Annotated in this window: 13 protein-coding genes; 4 read left to right on the forward strand and 9 right to left on the reverse strand. The window is 63.4% G+C overall.

Annotated features, from left to right (window positions below):
* Positions 1–73: 73 nt before the first annotated feature.
* Complete coding sequence (locus tag JF290_RS13310; protein WP_199025384.1) at positions 74–1,096, reverse strand: aspartate-semialdehyde dehydrogenase; 1,023 nt, start codon at positions 1,094–1,096, stop codon at positions 74–76.
* An 82-nt stretch (positions 1,097–1,178) separates the two neighbouring features.
* The gene (locus JF290_RS13315; protein WP_199025385.1) at positions 1,179–2,351 is read right to left on the reverse strand and encodes an MFS transporter; all 1,173 of its coding nucleotides are present in this window, start codon (positions 2,349–2,351) and stop codon (positions 1,179–1,181) included.
* 122 nt (positions 2,352–2,473) lie between these two features.
* Between JF290_RS13315 and JF290_RS13320 the strand changes: the two genes are divergently transcribed.
* A complete protein-coding gene (locus JF290_RS13320) occupies positions 2,474–3,622 on the forward strand; it encodes a DUF3095 domain-containing protein (protein ID WP_199025386.1) in 1,149 nt (382 codons plus the stop codon).
* On the opposite strand, the gene JF290_RS13325 is transcribed toward JF290_RS13320, so the two are convergent.
* The gene (locus JF290_RS13325; protein WP_199025387.1) at positions 3,603–4,382 is read right to left on the reverse strand and encodes an HpcH/HpaI aldolase family protein; all 780 of its coding nucleotides are present in this window, start codon (positions 4,380–4,382) and stop codon (positions 3,603–3,605) included. The two genes, JF290_RS13320 and JF290_RS13325, sit on opposite strands and share 20 nt — an antisense overlap.
* Positions 4,383–4,466: 84 nt before the next feature.
* Positions 4,467–5,879, reverse strand: a complete 1,413-nt coding sequence (locus JF290_RS13330; RefSeq protein WP_199025388.1) for a pyridoxal phosphate-dependent decarboxylase family protein — start codon at positions 5,877–5,879, stop codon at positions 4,467–4,469.
* Positions 5,880–6,013: 134 nt separating this feature from the next.
* On the opposite strand from JF290_RS13330, the gene hpaR reads away from it, so the two are divergent.
* From hpaR to cueR, 3 genes are all read left to right on the forward strand, one after another.
* Entirely contained in the window at positions 6,014–6,457 is a 444-nt protein-coding gene (gene hpaR / locus JF290_RS13335) for a homoprotocatechuate degradation operon regulator HpaR (protein WP_199025389.1), read from the forward strand.
* Between the two features lie 108 nt (positions 6,458–6,565).
* Positions 6,566–9,073 carry a heavy metal translocating P-type ATPase gene (locus JF290_RS13340; protein ID WP_199025390.1) on the forward strand — a complete coding sequence of 836 codons (2,508 nt, stop codon included), beginning with the start codon at positions 6,566–6,568 and terminating at the stop codon, positions 9,071–9,073.
* A gap of 10 nt (positions 9,074–9,083) precedes the next feature.
* The gene (cueR, locus tag JF290_RS13345) at positions 9,084–9,482 is read left to right on the forward strand and encodes a Cu(I)-responsive transcriptional regulator (RefSeq protein WP_199025391.1); all 399 of its coding nucleotides are present in this window, start codon (positions 9,084–9,086) and stop codon (positions 9,480–9,482) included.
* Between the two features lie 47 nt (positions 9,483–9,529).
* Here cueR and JF290_RS13350 read toward each other — a convergent pair whose 3' ends face one another.
* The 5 genes from JF290_RS13350 to JF290_RS13370 all read right to left on the reverse strand — a co-directional run bounded on the left by JF290_RS13350 (position 9,530) and on the right by JF290_RS13370 (position 15,608).
* The gene (locus JF290_RS13350; protein WP_199025392.1) at positions 9,530–10,948 is read right to left on the reverse strand and encodes a hypothetical protein; all 1,419 of its coding nucleotides are present in this window, start codon (positions 10,946–10,948) and stop codon (positions 9,530–9,532) included.
* 22 nt (positions 10,949–10,970) lie between these two features.
* Positions 10,971–11,585: a polysaccharide biosynthesis/export family protein gene (locus tag JF290_RS13355; RefSeq protein WP_199025393.1), complete on the reverse strand. Its 615-nt coding sequence runs from the start codon at positions 11,583–11,585 to the stop codon at positions 10,971–10,973.
* 746 nt (positions 11,586–12,331) lie between these two features.
* Entirely contained in the window at positions 12,332–13,177 is an 846-nt protein-coding gene (locus JF290_RS13360; RefSeq protein ID WP_199025394.1) for a CpsD/CapB family tyrosine-protein kinase, read from the reverse strand.
* Positions 13,178–13,214: 37 nt separating this feature from the next.
* On the reverse strand, positions 13,215–14,750 hold the full coding sequence (locus JF290_RS13365) for a GumC family protein (RefSeq protein WP_199025395.1): 1,536 nt from the start codon (positions 14,748–14,750) through the stop codon (positions 13,215–13,217).
* Positions 14,751–15,608, reverse strand: a complete 858-nt coding sequence (locus tag JF290_RS13370) for an ExeA family protein (RefSeq protein ID WP_199025396.1) — start codon at positions 15,606–15,608, stop codon at positions 14,751–14,753.
* Between the last annotated feature and the right edge of the window lie 530 nt (positions 15,609–16,138).

Here is a 16,138-nt window from a genome sequence, read left to right on the forward strand (position 1 = left end):
AGCGATCAGGGGCGGATGAGCCGCCCCTGACTGATGTTATCGATAGCCGCACAAGCGGCAGACGTGAACGTTCTCAGCCCTTTTTGAGCACCCGCGTTCCCAGTGTTTCGGCGATCTGGACCGCGTTCAACGCGGCACCCTTGCGCAGGTTGTCGGACACGCACCACAGGTTCAACCCGTTGTCGATGGTGCTGTCCTGCCGGATGCGGCTGATGAAGGTGGCATAGTCGCCGACGCATTCGACCGGGGTGACGTAGCCGCCGTCCTCGCGCTTGTCGATCACCATGACGCCGGGCGCCTCGCGCAGGATGTCGCGGGCCTCGTCCTCGTCGAGGTGATCCTCGAACTCGATGTTCACCGCTTCGGAGTGGCCCACGAAGACCGGAACCCGGACGCATGTCGCGGTGACCTTGATCGACGGGTCGATGATCTTCTTGGTTTCGGCCACCATCTTCCATTCTTCCTTGGTCGAGCCATCTTCCATGAAGACGTCGATATGCGGGATGACGTTGAAGGCGATCTGCTTGGTGAACTTCTTGGCGGGCTTGTCGTCGACGGGATTGTAGACCGACTTGGTCTGGTCCCACAGCTCGTCGATGCCTTCCTTGCCAGCGCCCGAAACCGACTGGTAGGTGCTGACGACAACGCGCTTGATCCGGGCCCGATCATGCAGGGGCTTGAGCGCCACCACCATCTGCGCGGTCGAGCAGTTCGGGTTGGCGATGATGTTCTTCTTGGAGTACCCGACGATCGCGTCAGCGTTCACCTCGGGCACGATCAGCGGCACGTCCGGGTCGTAGCGGTAGAGCGAGCTGTTGTCGATCACCACGCAGCCCGCCGCTGCGGCCTTGGGGGCATAATTCTTGGTTGCATCCGACCCGACGGCGAAAAGCGCCATGTCCCAGCCCGCGAAATCGAACGCGTCGAGGTCCTGGGTCTTGAGTGTCTTGTCGCCGAAGCTCACCTCGGTTCCGATCGATTTGCGGCTCGCCAGGGCGGCGATCTCATCGACCGGGAACTGGCGTTCTGCCAGGATGTTCAGCATTTCGCGGCCCACATTGCCCGTGGCGCCGACGACGACGACGCGATAACCCATGTTCTCTCTCCAGTGTTCCGCCGATGGGGCCATCGGCTGCGGCCTCATATCGGGAATGGCGGCGGGATGAAAGGGGGCCGGTTCAGTCCATGCTGTCGCGGCTGAAGCCGTAGATCAGCGTTCCGATCAGCAGCGTCAGTGCAAAGAAGCCGAAGATCGCCACATAGGGCGCCGTGGGTGCCCCGCCCGCCATCTGTTCGTGAATGCGGCCCGAGGTGAACTGCATGAGGCCCACGCCGCCGATGCCGAACAGATTCATCAGGGTGACGCCGCGTCCGACCAGGTGCGGAGGAAAGAAACTGCGCCCGTGAGCGATGATCATCGGGAAGGAGCCGCCTAGGAAGCCGATCAAGGCGATCAGCAGCACCGAGGTGACGACGCTGCTGTCGATCAGCAGGACCAGCGCGGCAAGGCAGCCGGTCCCGGCGAGGTTTCCGAAGAACACGACCCACTTGCGCGTGCCGAACACCCGGTCCATCGGTCCATAGCAGAGCGTGCCGGCGATCATCGCGACGCCCATCACGAGGGTCGCCTGGCCGATCTGGGCGGTGCTCAGCCCGAACACGTCGTCGAGATACGGCCCGATCCACAGGCCGCGCAGTGCGCCGACCGGCGCGTAGTTGACCAGCATCATCGGCAGGATCGCCCACATCACCGGCAGCCGCAGCAGGTCCAGAACCGATCCCTTCTGTTCACCCTGCGCCATGGCGGGATCTCGGACCGTGACCAGGATGCCAAGTGCAACTGTGGCCGAGAGCACCGAGAGTCCGGCCAGCGCGCCGCGCCAGCCGATCAGGTCGGCGGCCAGCGCCATCGGGTAGGAGGCCACGAGATTGCCGATCGATCCGACCCCCAGCATCAGCGCCGCCAGTGTCGCGAACCGCGCCGGCGGAAACTCGCGCGCGAAAATGTAGTAGGAGGCCATCAGCACCGGCGAACAACCGATGCCGATCAGGAACATGGCCAGCTTGATGTCGAGCGCCGAGCCCGCCAGCGCGAACAGCGCCGCACCGCCGCCGCCGCCCAGCAGCAGCAGGCTCGCGGCGGTGCGGCGCGGCCCGAGTTGGTCGAGCGCCCAGCCGACGGGCAACTGCATCAGGGCGAAAGACGCGAACCACAGGCCCGATGCCACGGCCAGATCGTCCGGCGCGACGCCGAGATCGCGTTCCAGAACCGTGCTCAGAACCGCGAGGAAGGCCCGAAAGAACTGGCTGAGCACATAAGCCAGGCAGAGCACGATCAGTCCGGCCCGCATGCGTTTTCCCCTTGCGATGACAGGGCGATGCGTGACACGTCGCTTGCATCGGCGCAAGCGGGCAGACACGCTGATGTGTCTTCCTGTTGCAGAAGCGGCTGTTACAATTCGGTATGGAGCGGATGCCAGGACACGACGCGTTTTACGACACCTTGCCGCGCGTTGACTCCTTCGCGGCCCTGACCGACCCCGCCAGCTATACACCCTTGCCCGCGGACTGGGTGATCGGCGCGGCCGACATCGTCGGATCCAGTGCCGAAATCGCCGCCGGCCGCTACAAGACGGTGAACATGGTCGGTGCGGCGGTGATCTCGGCGCAGGTCAATGGCTTTGGCGGTCGGGATTTTCCCTATGTCTTTGGGGGCGACGGCGCCACGTTTGCCTGCGGTCCGGATCTTGCGGTCGCCTCGGCGCGCACGCTCGGTGTGGTGAAACGCTGGGCCGCGTCCGAGTTCGGGCTGGAGTTGCGCGCAGCACAGGTGCCGGTCGCCAATATCCGCCGGGCCGGTCACGAGGTCTCGGTGGCGCGCTATCAGGCATCGGCGGGCGTGGATTACGGCATGTTCAGCGGCGGCGGGGTGTCATGGGCCGAACGGCAGATGAAGCTGGGCGCCTTCGCGCTGCCGCCCGCGACCGAAGACGAGGTGCCGGACCTGACCGGTCTTTCCTGCCGCTGGAACAATGCCCGCTCGCGCAATGGCACGATCCTGTCGGTTGTGGTCGATCCGACGCCCGCCGCCACGCGCGAGGCCTTTGCCGCCGTCGCGGACCAGATCATAGCCTTGGCCAACCGCCTGGATCGCGGCGGCCATCCGTTGCCGCCGAACGGTCCAGGGGTCAGTTGGCCGCCGCCGGGTCTGACGCTCGATGCACAGGTCTCACGCGGGACCACGCCGCTTCGCCGGCGGAAGCTGCAGCTGTTGGTCAGCAATCTGATGGCTTGGCTTCTGTTCCGAACCGGCATCCGGGTCGGCGGATTCGATCCGGCACATTATGCCGAGATGGTCAGCCGGAACGCGGATTTCCGCAAGTTCGACGACGGGCTCAAGATGACGCTGGACTGCGACCCGGACACGGTGCGCCGCATGACGGAACTGCTGGAGCGCGCGCAGCGCGACGGCATCGTCGAGTTCGGCCTGTTCGAGCAGGACGAAGCGATGATGACCTGTTTCGTGCCCTCGCCATTGCAGGACAACCACGTCCACCTCGTCGACGGTGCCTCGGGTGGTTATGCGCGGGCGGCTGCGCAGATCAAGTCGCTGTCGGTTTGATCCATCTCGCGGCGGTGGCGCGCGCGGCCGTAACGAGCGTGATGACGTCGATCGCGACGGCCACGAACCGCGCCCCGGCCTCGAGGTAGGACTCGGTCAGCTCTTCGTTGAGGCAGAGAATGCCCGGCACCTTGCCGGCGCGGTCGATCCGCTCAAGCATCTCCAGAATCACCGCGTGCACCTCGGGATGCGCGGGATCGCCGCGATGACCGAGGTCGGCGGCCAGGTCCGCGGGACCGATGAAGACGCAATCGACCCCCTGCACCGCGAGGATATCGTCGAGCGCGGCGAGCCCCTTGCGGTTCTCGACCTGCACGATCAGGCTGATCTGATCGTCCGCCGTCTGGGTATAGTCCGGAATGTTCGAGAAGCGCGACGCCCGGGTCGCGGTCGCGCCCACGCCGCGGATGCCATGTGGCGGATAGGTGATGGCGCGCACCAGGTCGCGCGCCTGCCCGCCGCTTTCCACCATCGGCACGAGGATCGTCTGTGCACCGACATCCAGCGCCTGCTTGATGATCCAGGGCTCACCGATCGTCACGCGCACGATCAGCGAGGAAGGGCTGGTCTGCAGTGCCATCAACTGGTTGCGGATCGAGCGGATGTCGTTGGCGGCATGTTCGCTGTCGATCACCAGCCAATCGAACCCCGCGGTGCCCATGACCTCGCTCGTCGCGGCCTCTGCGAAGCTGAGCCAGCTTCCGAAGGTGGTGTCGCCGGCCTTGAACCGCTGCTTGAGCCTGTTGATAGGTGCGGGCATGGGGCTGGTCCTCTGCGTCTGGTGCCTGTTCGCGCGCACGGTAGACGCGGCCCGCCCGGCTTGTCCATCACGGATGCGTGCGGCTCAGGTCAGGGTCGCGGCGATATCGATGATGACGTCATTGGCCATCATCACGTCGGCCTCGGTCGTGTCGAACTGCCCGGCCTGGAAGCGGATCACCAGGTCGCCATCGACACGCGTCTGGGTCAGGTAGATTCGGCCGTCATCGTTGATTGCATCGACCAGCCGCTGGTTCAGCGCGTCGAGGTCAGAGACGCTCTCCGGCGCATAGCGGAAGGTGAAGAGCGACCACATCGGCGCGGTCACGATCTCGAATCCCGGAGTCGCGGCCAGCCGGTCATGCAGGCGCCGTGACCAGGTCACGTGATCGCGGATGCGGCGGCGCAGCCCTTCCAGCCCGTAGTTGCGGATCAGGAACCAGATCTTGAGCGCCCGGAAGCGGCGGCCCAGCGGCACCGACCATTCCGAGTAGTTGATGATCCCGTCCTTGCCATGCGTCTTGAGGTACTCCGGCTGAATCGCAAGCGTGCGCACGAGGTCGTCGGGATCGCGCAGGAAATGCGCGGCGCAATCGAAAGGCACACCGAGCCATTTATGCGGGTTGAAAACGACGCTGTCGGCGCGTTCGATCCCGCGCCAATATCCGCGGAACTCGGGACAGATCATCGCCGAGCCAGCCCAGGCGGCATCCACATGGGTGAAAAGCCCGTGGCTTTCGGCCACGTCCAGACAGGTTGCGATCGGATCGGTTGCGCCTGTGCCGGTCCCGCCGACGCAGAGGATGACGCCCGCAGGGGTAAGTCCGGCGTCGAGATCGGCACGAATGGCGGCGCCGAGCGCTTCCGGGTCCATGCCGCGCCACTCTCCGGTCGTGGGGATGCGCACCAGGTTGTCCTGCCCGATGCCCGCGATCCAGATCGCCCGGTCGACCGACGTGTGAACCTCGTGCGAGCAATAGACGCGCAGCCGCTTGTTTCCGGCCAACCCGGAGCTGTTGCCGGTCCAGTCGAGCGCGCGTTCGCGCAGGGTCAGGACGGCTGCCAGCGTCGCCGAACTGGCACTGTCCTGGATCACGCCCGCGAAACCTTCGGGCAGCCCGATGGCCTGGCGCAGCCAGTCCATCATGCGCGTTTCCATCTCGGTGGCGGCGGGCGAGGTCTGCCACAACATGCACTGGGGCGCGATGGCGGCGACGAGGAATTCGGCCAGCACCGCGGGCGCCGCGGCGTTCGAGTTGAAATAGGCGAAGAAGCGGGGATGCTGCCAATGGGTGATGCCGGGCATCACGACGGTCTCGAAATCGCGAAACACCTTTTCCATGTCCTCGGGCGTTTCGGGCGGGGTCTCGGGCAGGGCGTTCAGGATCTCGCCCGGCGCGGCGCGCGACCGCACGGGCCTGTCGCCCACGGTCTGCCGATACGTCTGTGCCCAATCCGCCGCGCGGCGACCCCATTGACCGAAATCGTTCCAATCCATGCGTCATCCTCCCATCGCGCGGCCCCGCGACAGTGCCGCCAACCGGCGGGCCAGTTCAAGGGGCATCGCCCGGTTCGGGGGCCGTGCCGGATCATGGATTGCGCTGCCAGGCATTGACGGGCAAAACAGGGCTTATGAGCAAACCGATACCCAAAACCTCGCGCTCCCTTCCGATTGCCCTTTTGCGCGCCCGCGAGCGGGTGATGGGCCCGATCCGCGAAATGCTCTCCGGGGTCGGCATCACCGAACAGCAATGGCGGGTTCTTCGGGTGCTGCAGGAGGACGGGCCGCAGGAACCGACCCGGATCGCGGAACAGGCCTGCCTGCTGCTGCCGAGCCTGACACGGATCCTGCAAAAGCTCGAGGAGAAGGAACTGATCGCACGCGAACGGGACACCAGGGACCGCCGCCGTCAGATCGTGCAGATCACCGATGACGGGGCGCTGCTGATCGAGGCCAACATCGCCAAGAGCCTCGCCCTGCTGGATCGCACCCGCGACCGGATGGGGGCCGAGCGTTACGACACGCTGCTCGATCTCCTGAATGAGCTCGACGACGGCGAGAAGGGGCGGCCCTGACCGCGCCCCCGCCGTCGTTTCGCCAAAATTTTCCGTGTTCACGGCCTTGACCTTCCAGTCACGGGAAGGCCCATATGTCAGGTGATCGCGGAAAGGGATACCCCTGTCATGCCTGAAGACACGCTCGTCACGCTGCCTCTTGATGGTCTCAACTGCGCCGGTTGCGTCGGCCGTGCGGAACGCGCCGTGCAAGCTGTTCCCGGCATTGGCTCGGTCGCCGTGAACCTCGCCACGCGCAAGGGAACTGTTGACCTGGGCACGGCGCGCCTTTCGGAGGTCGCCGATGCACTGGCGCAGGCGGGGTACCCCGCGCGCCAGGAAACCGTGATGCTCGACATCTCGGGCATGACCTGCGCCGGTTGCGCCGGGCGCATCGAGCGCGCCTTGGCGACCCTTCCGGGGGTTGTGGACGCGAGCGTCAACTTCGCCAGCCGGACGGCCCATGTGACGGTGCTCTCCGGTGCCGCCGAGCAGGACACACTGGTGCGGGCGGTGTCCGACGCCGGTTACGAGGCGCGTGTGCAGACCATCGATGCACCAATGCGAGAAGATGCTTCCGAGGAGGCCGAGTTGGTTACGGCCCGCCGGGCGGCGCTGGTTGCGCTGGTTCTCGCCGCGCCGGTCTTCCTGCTGGAAATGGGCGGCCATCTCGTGCCGGCGCTGCATCACCTGATCGGACAGAGCATCGGCCATCAGACTTCATGGATGATCCAGTTCGTGCTGACCACGGCGGTTCTGGCCGGGCCAGGCCGGGCGTTCTTTGCCAAGGGTGTCCCGGCTCTGCTGCGCGGCGCGCCGGACATGAACAGCCTTGTCGCGCTGGGAACCAGTGCCGCGTGGGGCTATTCGACGGTCGCGCTCTTCGCGCCCGCATTGCTGCCCGATACGGCCCGCGCGGTCTATTTCGAGGCGGCTGCCGTGATCGTCGCGCTGGTTCTGGTGGGCCGTTGGCTGGAAGCCCGCGCGCGCGGCCGCACGGGCGCCGCGATCCGCCGGTTGGTCGGGCTGCAGCCCAAGACCACCCGCGTCGAGCGCGATGGAACGGTTATCGAAACGCCGATCGCCGAAGTCCGGGTGGAAGACATCCTGCACCTGAGACCCGGAGAGCGTGTGGCGTTGGATGGCGCCGTCATCGAGGGCGAGAGCTTCATTGATGAAAGCATGATCACCGGTGAACCCGCACCGGTTGCCAAACGGGATGGTGATTGGGTCGTGGCAGGCACGGTCAACGGCTCGGGGTTTCTGCGCTATCGTGCCGAGAAGGTCGGTCGCGACACGATGCTGGCCCAGATCATTGCGATGGTGCAGCAGGCGCAGGGCGCAAAGCTGCCGATCCAGGCGCTGGCCGACAAGGTCGTGCGTGTCTTCGTGCCCGTGGTGATGGCAATCGCTCTGCTGACCGTGGCAGTCTGGTTGCTGGTCGGTCCGGACCCGGCGCTGAGTTTCGCCCTGATCGCGGGCGTTTCGGTTCTGATCATCGCCTGTCCCTGCGCCATGGGACTTGCGACGCCGACCTCGATCATGGTCGGGACCGGACGCGCCGCGGACATGGGTGTTCTGTTTCGCCGCGGTGATGCGTTGCAAACGCTGGGCGAAGTGCGGATGCTGGCGTTCGACAAGACCGGCACGCTCACTCTGGGTCGCCCGGTGTTGACCGATTTCGTCCCTGCGCCGGGCTTGGACGAGGAGTCGCTGCTGCGAATGGTCGCCGCGGCTGAGTCCCGCTCGGAGCATCCGATCGCCCGGGCGATCATGGCCGCTGCCGAAGCGCGCGGTCTGGACCTGCCCGTGGCCGAAAAGGTCGAGGCGCTGAGCGGTCTGGGATTGCAGGCACAGGTCGAGGGGCACGCCCTTCTGATCGGCTCGGCCCGGCTGATGCGGGAGAACGGAGTTTCCTCCGAGGGCCTGTCGGCGCGATACGAGAGCCTGCAGGCGGACGGCAAGACGCCCGTTCTGGTCGCGTGCGATGGCAAGATCGCTGCGCTGTTCGGCGCCGCCGATCCGGTCAAGCCGGGGGCGCGTGCAGCGCTCGCCGCGCTGAAGGATGAAGGTGTAGAGGTGGCGATGATCACCGGCGACGCGAAAGGCACGGCGCTAGCCGTGGCTCGCCAGTTGGGCATCGACCATGTCGAGGCGGAAGTCCTGCCCGGTGGCAAGCGCGACGCCGTGCAGAGACTGCGGGCAGCGCACGGATCCGTCGGCTTCGTCGGCGACGGGATCAACGACGCGCCGGCCTTGGCCGAGGCCGATGTCGGCCTCGCGATCGGGACGGGCACGGATGTCGCGATCGAAAGCGCCGATGTCGTGCTCGTGTCGGGAGACCTGGCCGGGGCGGTCAATGCGCTGGCCATTTCCCGCGCAACCCTGCGCAACATCCGCCAGAACCTGTTCTGGGCCTTTGCCTACAATACCGCGCTGATCCCGGTGGCGGCCGGTGTTCTCTATCCGGTGACGGGCCTGATGCTGTCGCCGATGCTGGCGGCGGGGGCGATGGCGATGAGTTCGCTCTTCGTGTTGTCCAATGCGTTGCGATTGCGCGCGGTCCAACCGCTTCTCCGCGAGGAACGCCCGGCGGCGGTGTCCGACATTCCCGCGCAGCCCGTTGCAGCGGAGTGAGGCGGCCGTCATGAACATCAGCGAAGCCTCCAGCCGCACCGGTCTGCCCGCCAAGACGATCCGCTACTACGAGGAGATCGGGCTGATCAAGCCGATGCGTGGCGCCAATGGCTACCGCGCCTTTCGTGACAAGGACATCCACAAGCTAGCCTTCCTGGGCCGAGCCCGGGCACTTGGTTTTTCGATCGAGGATTGCCGCACCCTGCTTGCGCTCTACGAGGATGACGGCCGCGCCAGCGCCGACGTCAAACACGTTGCCCTGCAGCAACTCGACCAGATCGATCGGCGGCTCGAGGAGTTGAAGGAGATGCGGGCCACGCTCGCCCGGCTCGTTTCGGCCTGCGCCGGCGACAGTCGGCCCGATTGCCCGATCCTGAGCGATCTCGCGCAGCGCATGGGCGACGACTGACGGCGCGGCGCCTTGTCGGGGGGGGGGCGTCTCGGTCTGACGATCGCTCAGTTGCGGAAATCGAAATTCCGCCCGATGCCGAAGAAAATGGCGCTGGAATCCGCCTTGCCCGAGAATTCCTCGTCGAGCACCGAGTATTCGATGCCCGTGTTCATGCTCCAGTCCTGGGTCAGTTCGCGGTTGTAGACGACCAGAAGCGTGCCGCGCTTGGAGGCCTCGCTGGACGGGGCGGCTTCGCTGTAACTCAGCGACAGGTCTGCCGAGAGGCTGGATTGCTCGTTGATGTCGTATTCATACCCGGCGATCAGGATATTGGTGAACCGGTCCTCGTCGTTGCTGTCGACGAACACGTCGCGGGTCAGGCGAAAGTTGAAGTTGCTGGTGGCATACTCGCGGAACCACTCGATCCCGCCGATGGCGCGCGGGTCGGTGCTGTCAAAGCTTGTCAGACCGATATTCGCCGACAGGCCGCCATTTGGCAGGGTGATGCTGCGCGAAAACCGCAACGTGCCGCGCTCACCATCCTGGTTCTGTATAAGGTCGAAATCGACATTCGCCATACCGTTGGGCATTTCCCGGTAATAGCCGACATTGCCGCTGGGGCCGGACCGCCGGACGGATTCGCGCAGACCTGACAGCAGGTTGGTCTCGACCGTGTCCACATCGGTGTACCCGAAGCGAAGCGACACGCCCGATATCGGCGAGATCTCGCGGTCGAACCCCAGTTGAAGAGTTTGGGTCTCGCGTTCGGTATCAACCGCGTTTTCATTGGAGTAAGTGCTGTAGAACAGGTCGACCGATGCGGTCGTCAAGGCATCGAAGCGAAACAGGGCCGCCAGGCCGAAGTCGCTGGCGGCGTAATTCGTCAGGCTTGGATCCGTTTGGTCGATGTAGTTGGTGCCTGCCGTTCCGGCGAAGAGCCGCAGGCCGAAGGGAGACTGTGTTCCGGTCTCGAGTTCGACATCGAAATTGTATGCCTCACGTTCCCCCGAGCCGCGGATGTTGGAAAAATCCCGCGGCGGGCGGACGATGCCGTCCTGGTCGAGAAAGGCCCAGAGCGGGGCGGCCAACGAGATGTCGGACTGCCTGTAATCGCCATTCACAGAAAATGACGCATTCGCCGCATCGCGCCGGTAGCGCAGACCGACGAAGGGATCGACCAAGCCCGTGCTTGTGGTGTTGCCTTCGGCGATGCTGCCGAAACGCAAGGCTGCGCCCACAGCAAGGGACAATTCCTGCGCGCGCGTCTTGCTTTCGAGGCCATAGCTCAGCCGTGTGGTCGCGAGCGAGGTTGTGCCTTCGCTGGGAGTCTGAAGTCCGAGGTTGTCGCCGACGCCGAATTCCTGCTCGATGCGAAAACGCTGCTCAAGGGTCGCGCTGTCGTCCGCGACCTGCGCGAGAGCGGGACTCCCCGCACTCGCGACGCCCACTGCCAGAGTGGCGTTCACGATCAGTCGCTTGCTCAATACTGCCCCCTTGGTCGGGTTCTTATTCGAAGAGCCGTCGTTGCGGCACGATGATGACGTCGCCTTCTCTCAGAACCGGAGTGCTGATGCTGGACTTGCCGTCGATGATATCCTTGACGTTGAAGGTATAGATCTGCTGGCGTCCGCTCCCGTCCGCGCGTCGCAGCTGGAGTCGCTTGGTCGCTCCGAACCGCGTGACGCCGCCGCCTTGCGCAAGCGCCTGCAGGAAGGTGGTGCCGCGCTTGATCTCCATCGCGCCAGGATTGACGACCTCGCCCAGCATGTAGATGGTCAGCCCGTTCCCAGTGGATCCAGCAGCCGGTGACCGCGGCGTCGCAAGCTGCGCCAGCGACACGAACACGGTCGGGTCGGCGGCGAAGTTCGGGCGAAGCTGTTGCACGAGATCCGCTCGGACTTCATCAATGCTGCGCCCACTCACCCGGATGGTGCCGACCAACGGCACGGCAACGCGCCCGTCCGGCAGGACGAGGGTTTCCCGGTTGATGCTGGGGTCTTCCAGCACTTCGATCCGAACGACGTCGCCCGGCTTGATCTTGTAGCTGTCCTGCGCGGTCAGTTGGGAGGCCAGCACCGGCAGGAGGAGTAGAGTGGTGAGGACTGTCAGAAATCGTTTCATTCCGGGCTTTCTCTGGTTTAGTTCGATGCAGTTCGCCCCGATCGAAGGTTAGAGACTTTTGAGGGGCCGAGAAAGCGTTTTCAAGCTGTCGCAGCACGCCCGCGGCAAGAGAGCACCGGTCAGTGCCGATCCTGCAACAGATGATCCAATCCTTGAGGCGGCAGTGTTTCGCCTATTCGATGTGCAAAGCTGGTGAATCCTCGCCCATTGGTCGTATCGGGAAACAAGGCCGCTTTACAATCAAGGGTAGAGTTCTACAGTCGAAGAAACACCAAGAGGCATGATGGGAGCCTACCTGTGATCATCGCGTTCCTTCTTCTCGGATCTGTACCCGGACTGGCAGTCGGATCTTTCTCGATGGTTTCGGGCAACACGTTCCTCATGTCGCTGGCGGCTTACAGCTTGACCGGAACGCTGACGGTGTTGTGCTGTATGGGCTTCTACGCTTTGACGGGGCAATGTGGAGCGCAAGTGCCAGCGCAGCGCGGCTAACGCCTGCAGAGATCGCGTCGTTTCCGGCCAGTCAGGGTCACGGAAGCCGATTAAATTTCTTTTGGTTTGATCTGGGTGGCTCGGGTTCGGCCGGATTTCCCTATTGGCCTCCAGCAGATTCGCGAAGAAGGTGGCGTGTCGCTTTCAGGCTACTCCAACGCAACCCGTTTTTGGGGGCTGCCAGATAAGACCACTTTACATGGTCCCAGCATCGCTTCGCGCAATGCGCCGGTGCGACGCGGTTTTGCCTGAGTTCAGTAGTACTCGTTCTCGTATCCATGCGCGCCAGTGGTGTAACGGCACCTGTTGAGAATGATCCCCATGACGTTCGTCAGTTCGGACAGTTGTCGCTCGGCGACATCGATCTGTTCCATGGGGGTCTTTTCCGCGACGACGACGAGAAGCGCGCAGTCGACCGAGCGTAGGAAGCCATGACTGTCGTCGTTCGCCATGAGGGGTGGCATGTCAAACAGCATGAGATCCGGTTGGTAGTCCTTCTCGATCTCTTGGAGAACCGCACCCGCCTGCTGGCTTTGCAACACCTCCGAGGGTTTGTGCGAGGACTTACTGTTCAACCCGAAGGCCACGTTTCCGTGAAAGTTCAGTGCCACATCTGAAAAGTCGACGTCGCGACGCAACACGTCCGCCATTCCCTTGTCCAGATCTTGTCCGAGAACCTTACCCAGGCCCATGCGGCGCAGGTCGAAATCCATTACGATCGTGCGCAGCTCGTCCATGCGGCTGAAGCTGAAACCGAGATTCGCGGCGATCGTCGACTTCCCGCACCCGCTGCGGGGCGATACAAGCGCCACGCGGCGCCAACCTTTCTTCATCGTCTGATGCAGAATCTTCGTGCGCAGCATGTCGAAGGGAATGGCCATCTCGCCACTCGAATGCGCCACGAGGCGATTGTGCACGATCGATTTGGAATCGATTTTAAGTTCAGGCAGCGCGGTCCATTTATCCTTCAGCCTGACATCCGCCTTCGCACCGCTGACGGCCGGGCGGCGCCCTTCCGGCACCTGGGCCAATCCGGACGCCTCTCGCATTTCGCGTTGGGACCGGGCCTTTCTGATTGCCTCCTGCAGACGGTCTGTCACGATGTCCTCGTAGCGTTGGAATGGGGGAAAGTCGCGTTTACCATCTGACGCCCAACTTGTTCATCACGCGATCCGCAATCAGATCGAGCGGTTGATAATAGGTATGCACGGCGAAGACGACGAGCGGGATTCCGACCAGGATGATCAGAATGATCCCGAGCTTGATGCTGCGCTGAACGATCAGTTCGCGCCGCGTCCGCACATAGGGAAGGGTGGCGATCGGCCAGACTTCCAGTTTCCGGATCAAATCCTCGGGACGCCGCGGCGCGCTGTTGAGAAACACCATGGCGCCCACAAGGGCCATACCCATCGCGATTCCCAGCGCCGTGCCGCCGGCCGCGATCTTCATCCGGTTGGGCTTGGTCGGTTCGCTCGGAACGGCGGGTTGTTCGATCACGGAGATGCGTTCACCGCGCGACAGAAGCTCGATCCGCTCGCCGGTATCCGCATCGGCCAGCCGCTGTACCGCGGGATTGTACTGGTTGAGTGTGTTCTCGTAGTCCCGCTCCAGGTCCTCGAGGATCACTGCGTTGTTCGCGGTCTTGTCGATGGTCTCCTGCAGGCGATCGATCTCCTGCTGCAGGGATTGCTCCTGCCTCTCCAGAAGCGCCAGTCTCGTCTCGATGTTGCCGAGCTGGATCTGGAAGCCGGCGTTGGCTGTACCTCTGCCATCCTGGCTGTCTGTGTTTTCCTCGCTGCTCGCGGCAATCGTCCGCAACTGTTCGACGCGGCCCTTCAGCAGTTTGACGCGCGGATTGGTCTCCGAGTAGATCAGCAGCGCATTCTCGAGCTCGGCCTCGGCCTCGACCAGGCGTTTCTGGTCGTCGGTGAGGGTGACCGTGCCATCGGATCCGCCGAATTCGTTGAACATCGTGATCAGCTGCTCGCGCTGGGACTGGAGCGTGAAGATCTCGCGCCCGATCTCTTCCAGCCGCTGCTCGCGTTGCGCCTTCTGTTGCTGGCGGAACATCAGCGTGTCCGGAAGCGCCCCGGCGTTGGCATTCTTGAACTCGAGGATCCGGTCCGCCTGCGTTTCCAGCTGCGTCTTGAGCCGCGACACCTCCTGTTCGAAGAAATCCAGTGTCTGGCCAGCACGGGCGCGGCGGAAATTTGCGTCGTCCGCCTGGATCAGGGTCAGGTATTCGTTCAGCACCCCGGCCGCCAGCCGCGGCGTGCGTGCTTCGAAACTGATCGTCATAATGCTGGCTTCGTTCGCACGGTTGGTCTTGGACACGCGGGTCCGCGCGCGCATCGCATCGACGATCTGGTCGGCACTCATGTCTCTCTGGCCCTCCAGAACGTCGAGTCGTCGGGCGATGTCCAGAAGGTTCGCACGGGTCAGAAGGCGTTGCTCGATGATCTGGAGCCGCTGAGGGCCGGGCATCCTGACGGTGCTGGGAGCCAGCGCGTCGGGGATCTGCGGTGCCTCGACGATCAGGACCATGCGTGATTCGTATGCGGGCGGCAGCGTGAAAGCCACGAAGATCGCGACGGTTGCGACACTTGCCGCTACGATCAGGAAAGCCGGCAAACGTCTGATAAACAGCGAGAAATAATACCCGATCGAGGACATCTAGGCCTGCGCCTCCCTTTCCACAGCCCGCTGGCAGAAGAATACCCCGTCATCCACGACGGATTGAACCATGCAGGATGTCACGGTCCTGCCAGTTTCTTCGGTCCAGGAATAGAGCAACGCGAAGTCACACAGCTGGTTGATCAGCCGCGGTACACCGCCGGTGATGTCGTGAACCAACAGGCAGGCATCCGGCGTGAATTCCTTGCCCGAACCGCCTGCCGCTTTCAGCCGATGCTCGATGTATTTCATCGTCAGGTCGGGGGTCATGCGGTTGAGATGGAAGCTGGCCGACACACGTTGCGCGAGCTGGTTCATGCTGGGATGGCGCACCATGTCCCGAAGCTCGGGCTGACCGACCAGAATGAGCTGTACCAGCTCGTCCTTGTTCGAGTTGATGTTGGTGAGCATACGCAGCTCTTCCAGTCCTTCACGCGAGATGTTCTGCGCTTCGTCAAAGACCAGGACGACCCGTTTGCCCTGGGCGTATTGGTCGATCAGAAAATCCTGCAATCTCTGGAAGTTTTGCACATAGGTCGCGTCCGTTTCAAAGGGCACATCGAGCGCGTTCAGGACCCATTGCAGCAATTCGCCGCGGTTGCCCTGGGCGTTCGACACCAGCCCGACGATCACGTCGTCCTCGAGCTGCGACAGCAGGTTATGAAGGAGCGTCGTCTTGCCGGTCCCGATCTCGCCGGTCAGCAGGGTGATCGGCGCGCGCGACAGGACTCCGAACTCAAGCACCGAGTAGGCGCGACGGTGCTGCGGAGACCAGAACAGGAATTCGGGATCGGGTACGAGCGTGAACGGTCGATCACGAAGACCGAAATAGTCCTGATAGAACGAAGACTGCTTCATGGGTCGACAACTACTCAAACACTGGTTGACAATCATATAATGGCACAGATGCGGATTTTCACCGCCGACTTGTCGAGCGCACCGGGTCAGACAAGCCGGCACAACACCAAGCAGCTAGCAGTATGTGCGCAGAATCGCAACACGGCAGCGATTCCTGGCGATCGCTCGATGACTGGGTTGGGCGACGGGCAATGCGGCGTCGAGCAACCTATGCGGGAACGGCTGGGTGAGCCCTCACCCCTAAACGGTCGCGCGCTTTCATTGTCCGTGTGGAGGACGTGCCAGTGGAGTCACGCCGCAGCGTCATATTCCATTGAATATATAATATTTTCAATAGCTTGAAAATTTACCACAACATGCGAAAGACAAGAAAAGAGTTGTTTGTCTCAAATTTTTCGGTAATTATCCGGGTTACGGGGTAGAGGTTAGGCGGCTGTTTGATGCCGCCACGTGTGACGAATTTGTGTTTGCTGTGTGAGTGAGTGGAAGATGACTTTACAGATTAATGATCCGACCCGGCTACAGGCCGT

Origin of the sequence: Sedimentitalea arenosa, assembly GCF_016428585.1 — a bacterium.
Taxonomy (GTDB): domain Bacteria; phylum Pseudomonadota; class Alphaproteobacteria; order Rhodobacterales; family Rhodobacteraceae; genus Sedimentitalea; species Sedimentitalea arenosa.

What these genes read in the sequence shown, in the direction of transcription:
- JF290_RS13310 (WP_199025384.1), bottom strand. Translation starts at nt 1,096, where the DNA reads ATGGGTTATCGCGTCGTCGTCGTCGGCGCCACGGGCAATGTGGGCCGC.
- JF290_RS13315 (WP_199025385.1), bottom strand. Translation starts at nt 2,351, where the DNA reads ATGCGGGCCGGACTGATCGTGCTCTGCCTGGCTTATGTGCTCAGCCAG.
- JF290_RS13320 (WP_199025386.1), top strand. Translation starts at nt 2,474, where the DNA reads ATGCCAGGACACGACGCGTTTTACGACACCTTGCCGCGCGTTGACTCC.
- JF290_RS13325 (WP_199025387.1), bottom strand. Translation starts at nt 4,382, where the DNA reads ATGCCCGCACCTATCAACAGGCTCAAGCAGCGGTTCAAGGCCGGCGAC.
- JF290_RS13330 (WP_199025388.1), bottom strand. Translation starts at nt 5,879, where the DNA reads ATGGATTGGAACGATTTCGGTCAATGGGGTCGCCGCGCGGCGGATTGG.
- hpaR (WP_199025389.1), top strand. Translation starts at nt 6,014, where the DNA reads ATGAGCAAACCGATACCCAAAACCTCGCGCTCCCTTCCGATTGCCCTT.
- JF290_RS13340 (WP_199025390.1), top strand. Translation starts at nt 6,566, where the DNA reads ATGCCTGAAGACACGCTCGTCACGCTGCCTCTTGATGGTCTCAACTGC.
- cueR (WP_199025391.1), top strand. Translation starts at nt 9,084, where the DNA reads ATGAACATCAGCGAAGCCTCCAGCCGCACCGGTCTGCCCGCCAAGACG.
- JF290_RS13355 (WP_199025393.1), bottom strand. Translation starts at nt 11,585, where the DNA reads ATGAAACGATTTCTGACAGTCCTCACCACTCTACTCCTCCTGCCGGTG.
- JF290_RS13365 (WP_199025395.1), bottom strand. Translation starts at nt 14,750, where the DNA reads ATGTCCTCGATCGGGTATTATTTCTCGCTGTTTATCAGACGTTTGCCG.
- JF290_RS13370 (WP_199025396.1), bottom strand. Translation starts at nt 15,608, where the DNA reads ATGAAGCAGTCTTCGTTCTATCAGGACTATTTCGGTCTTCGTGATCGA.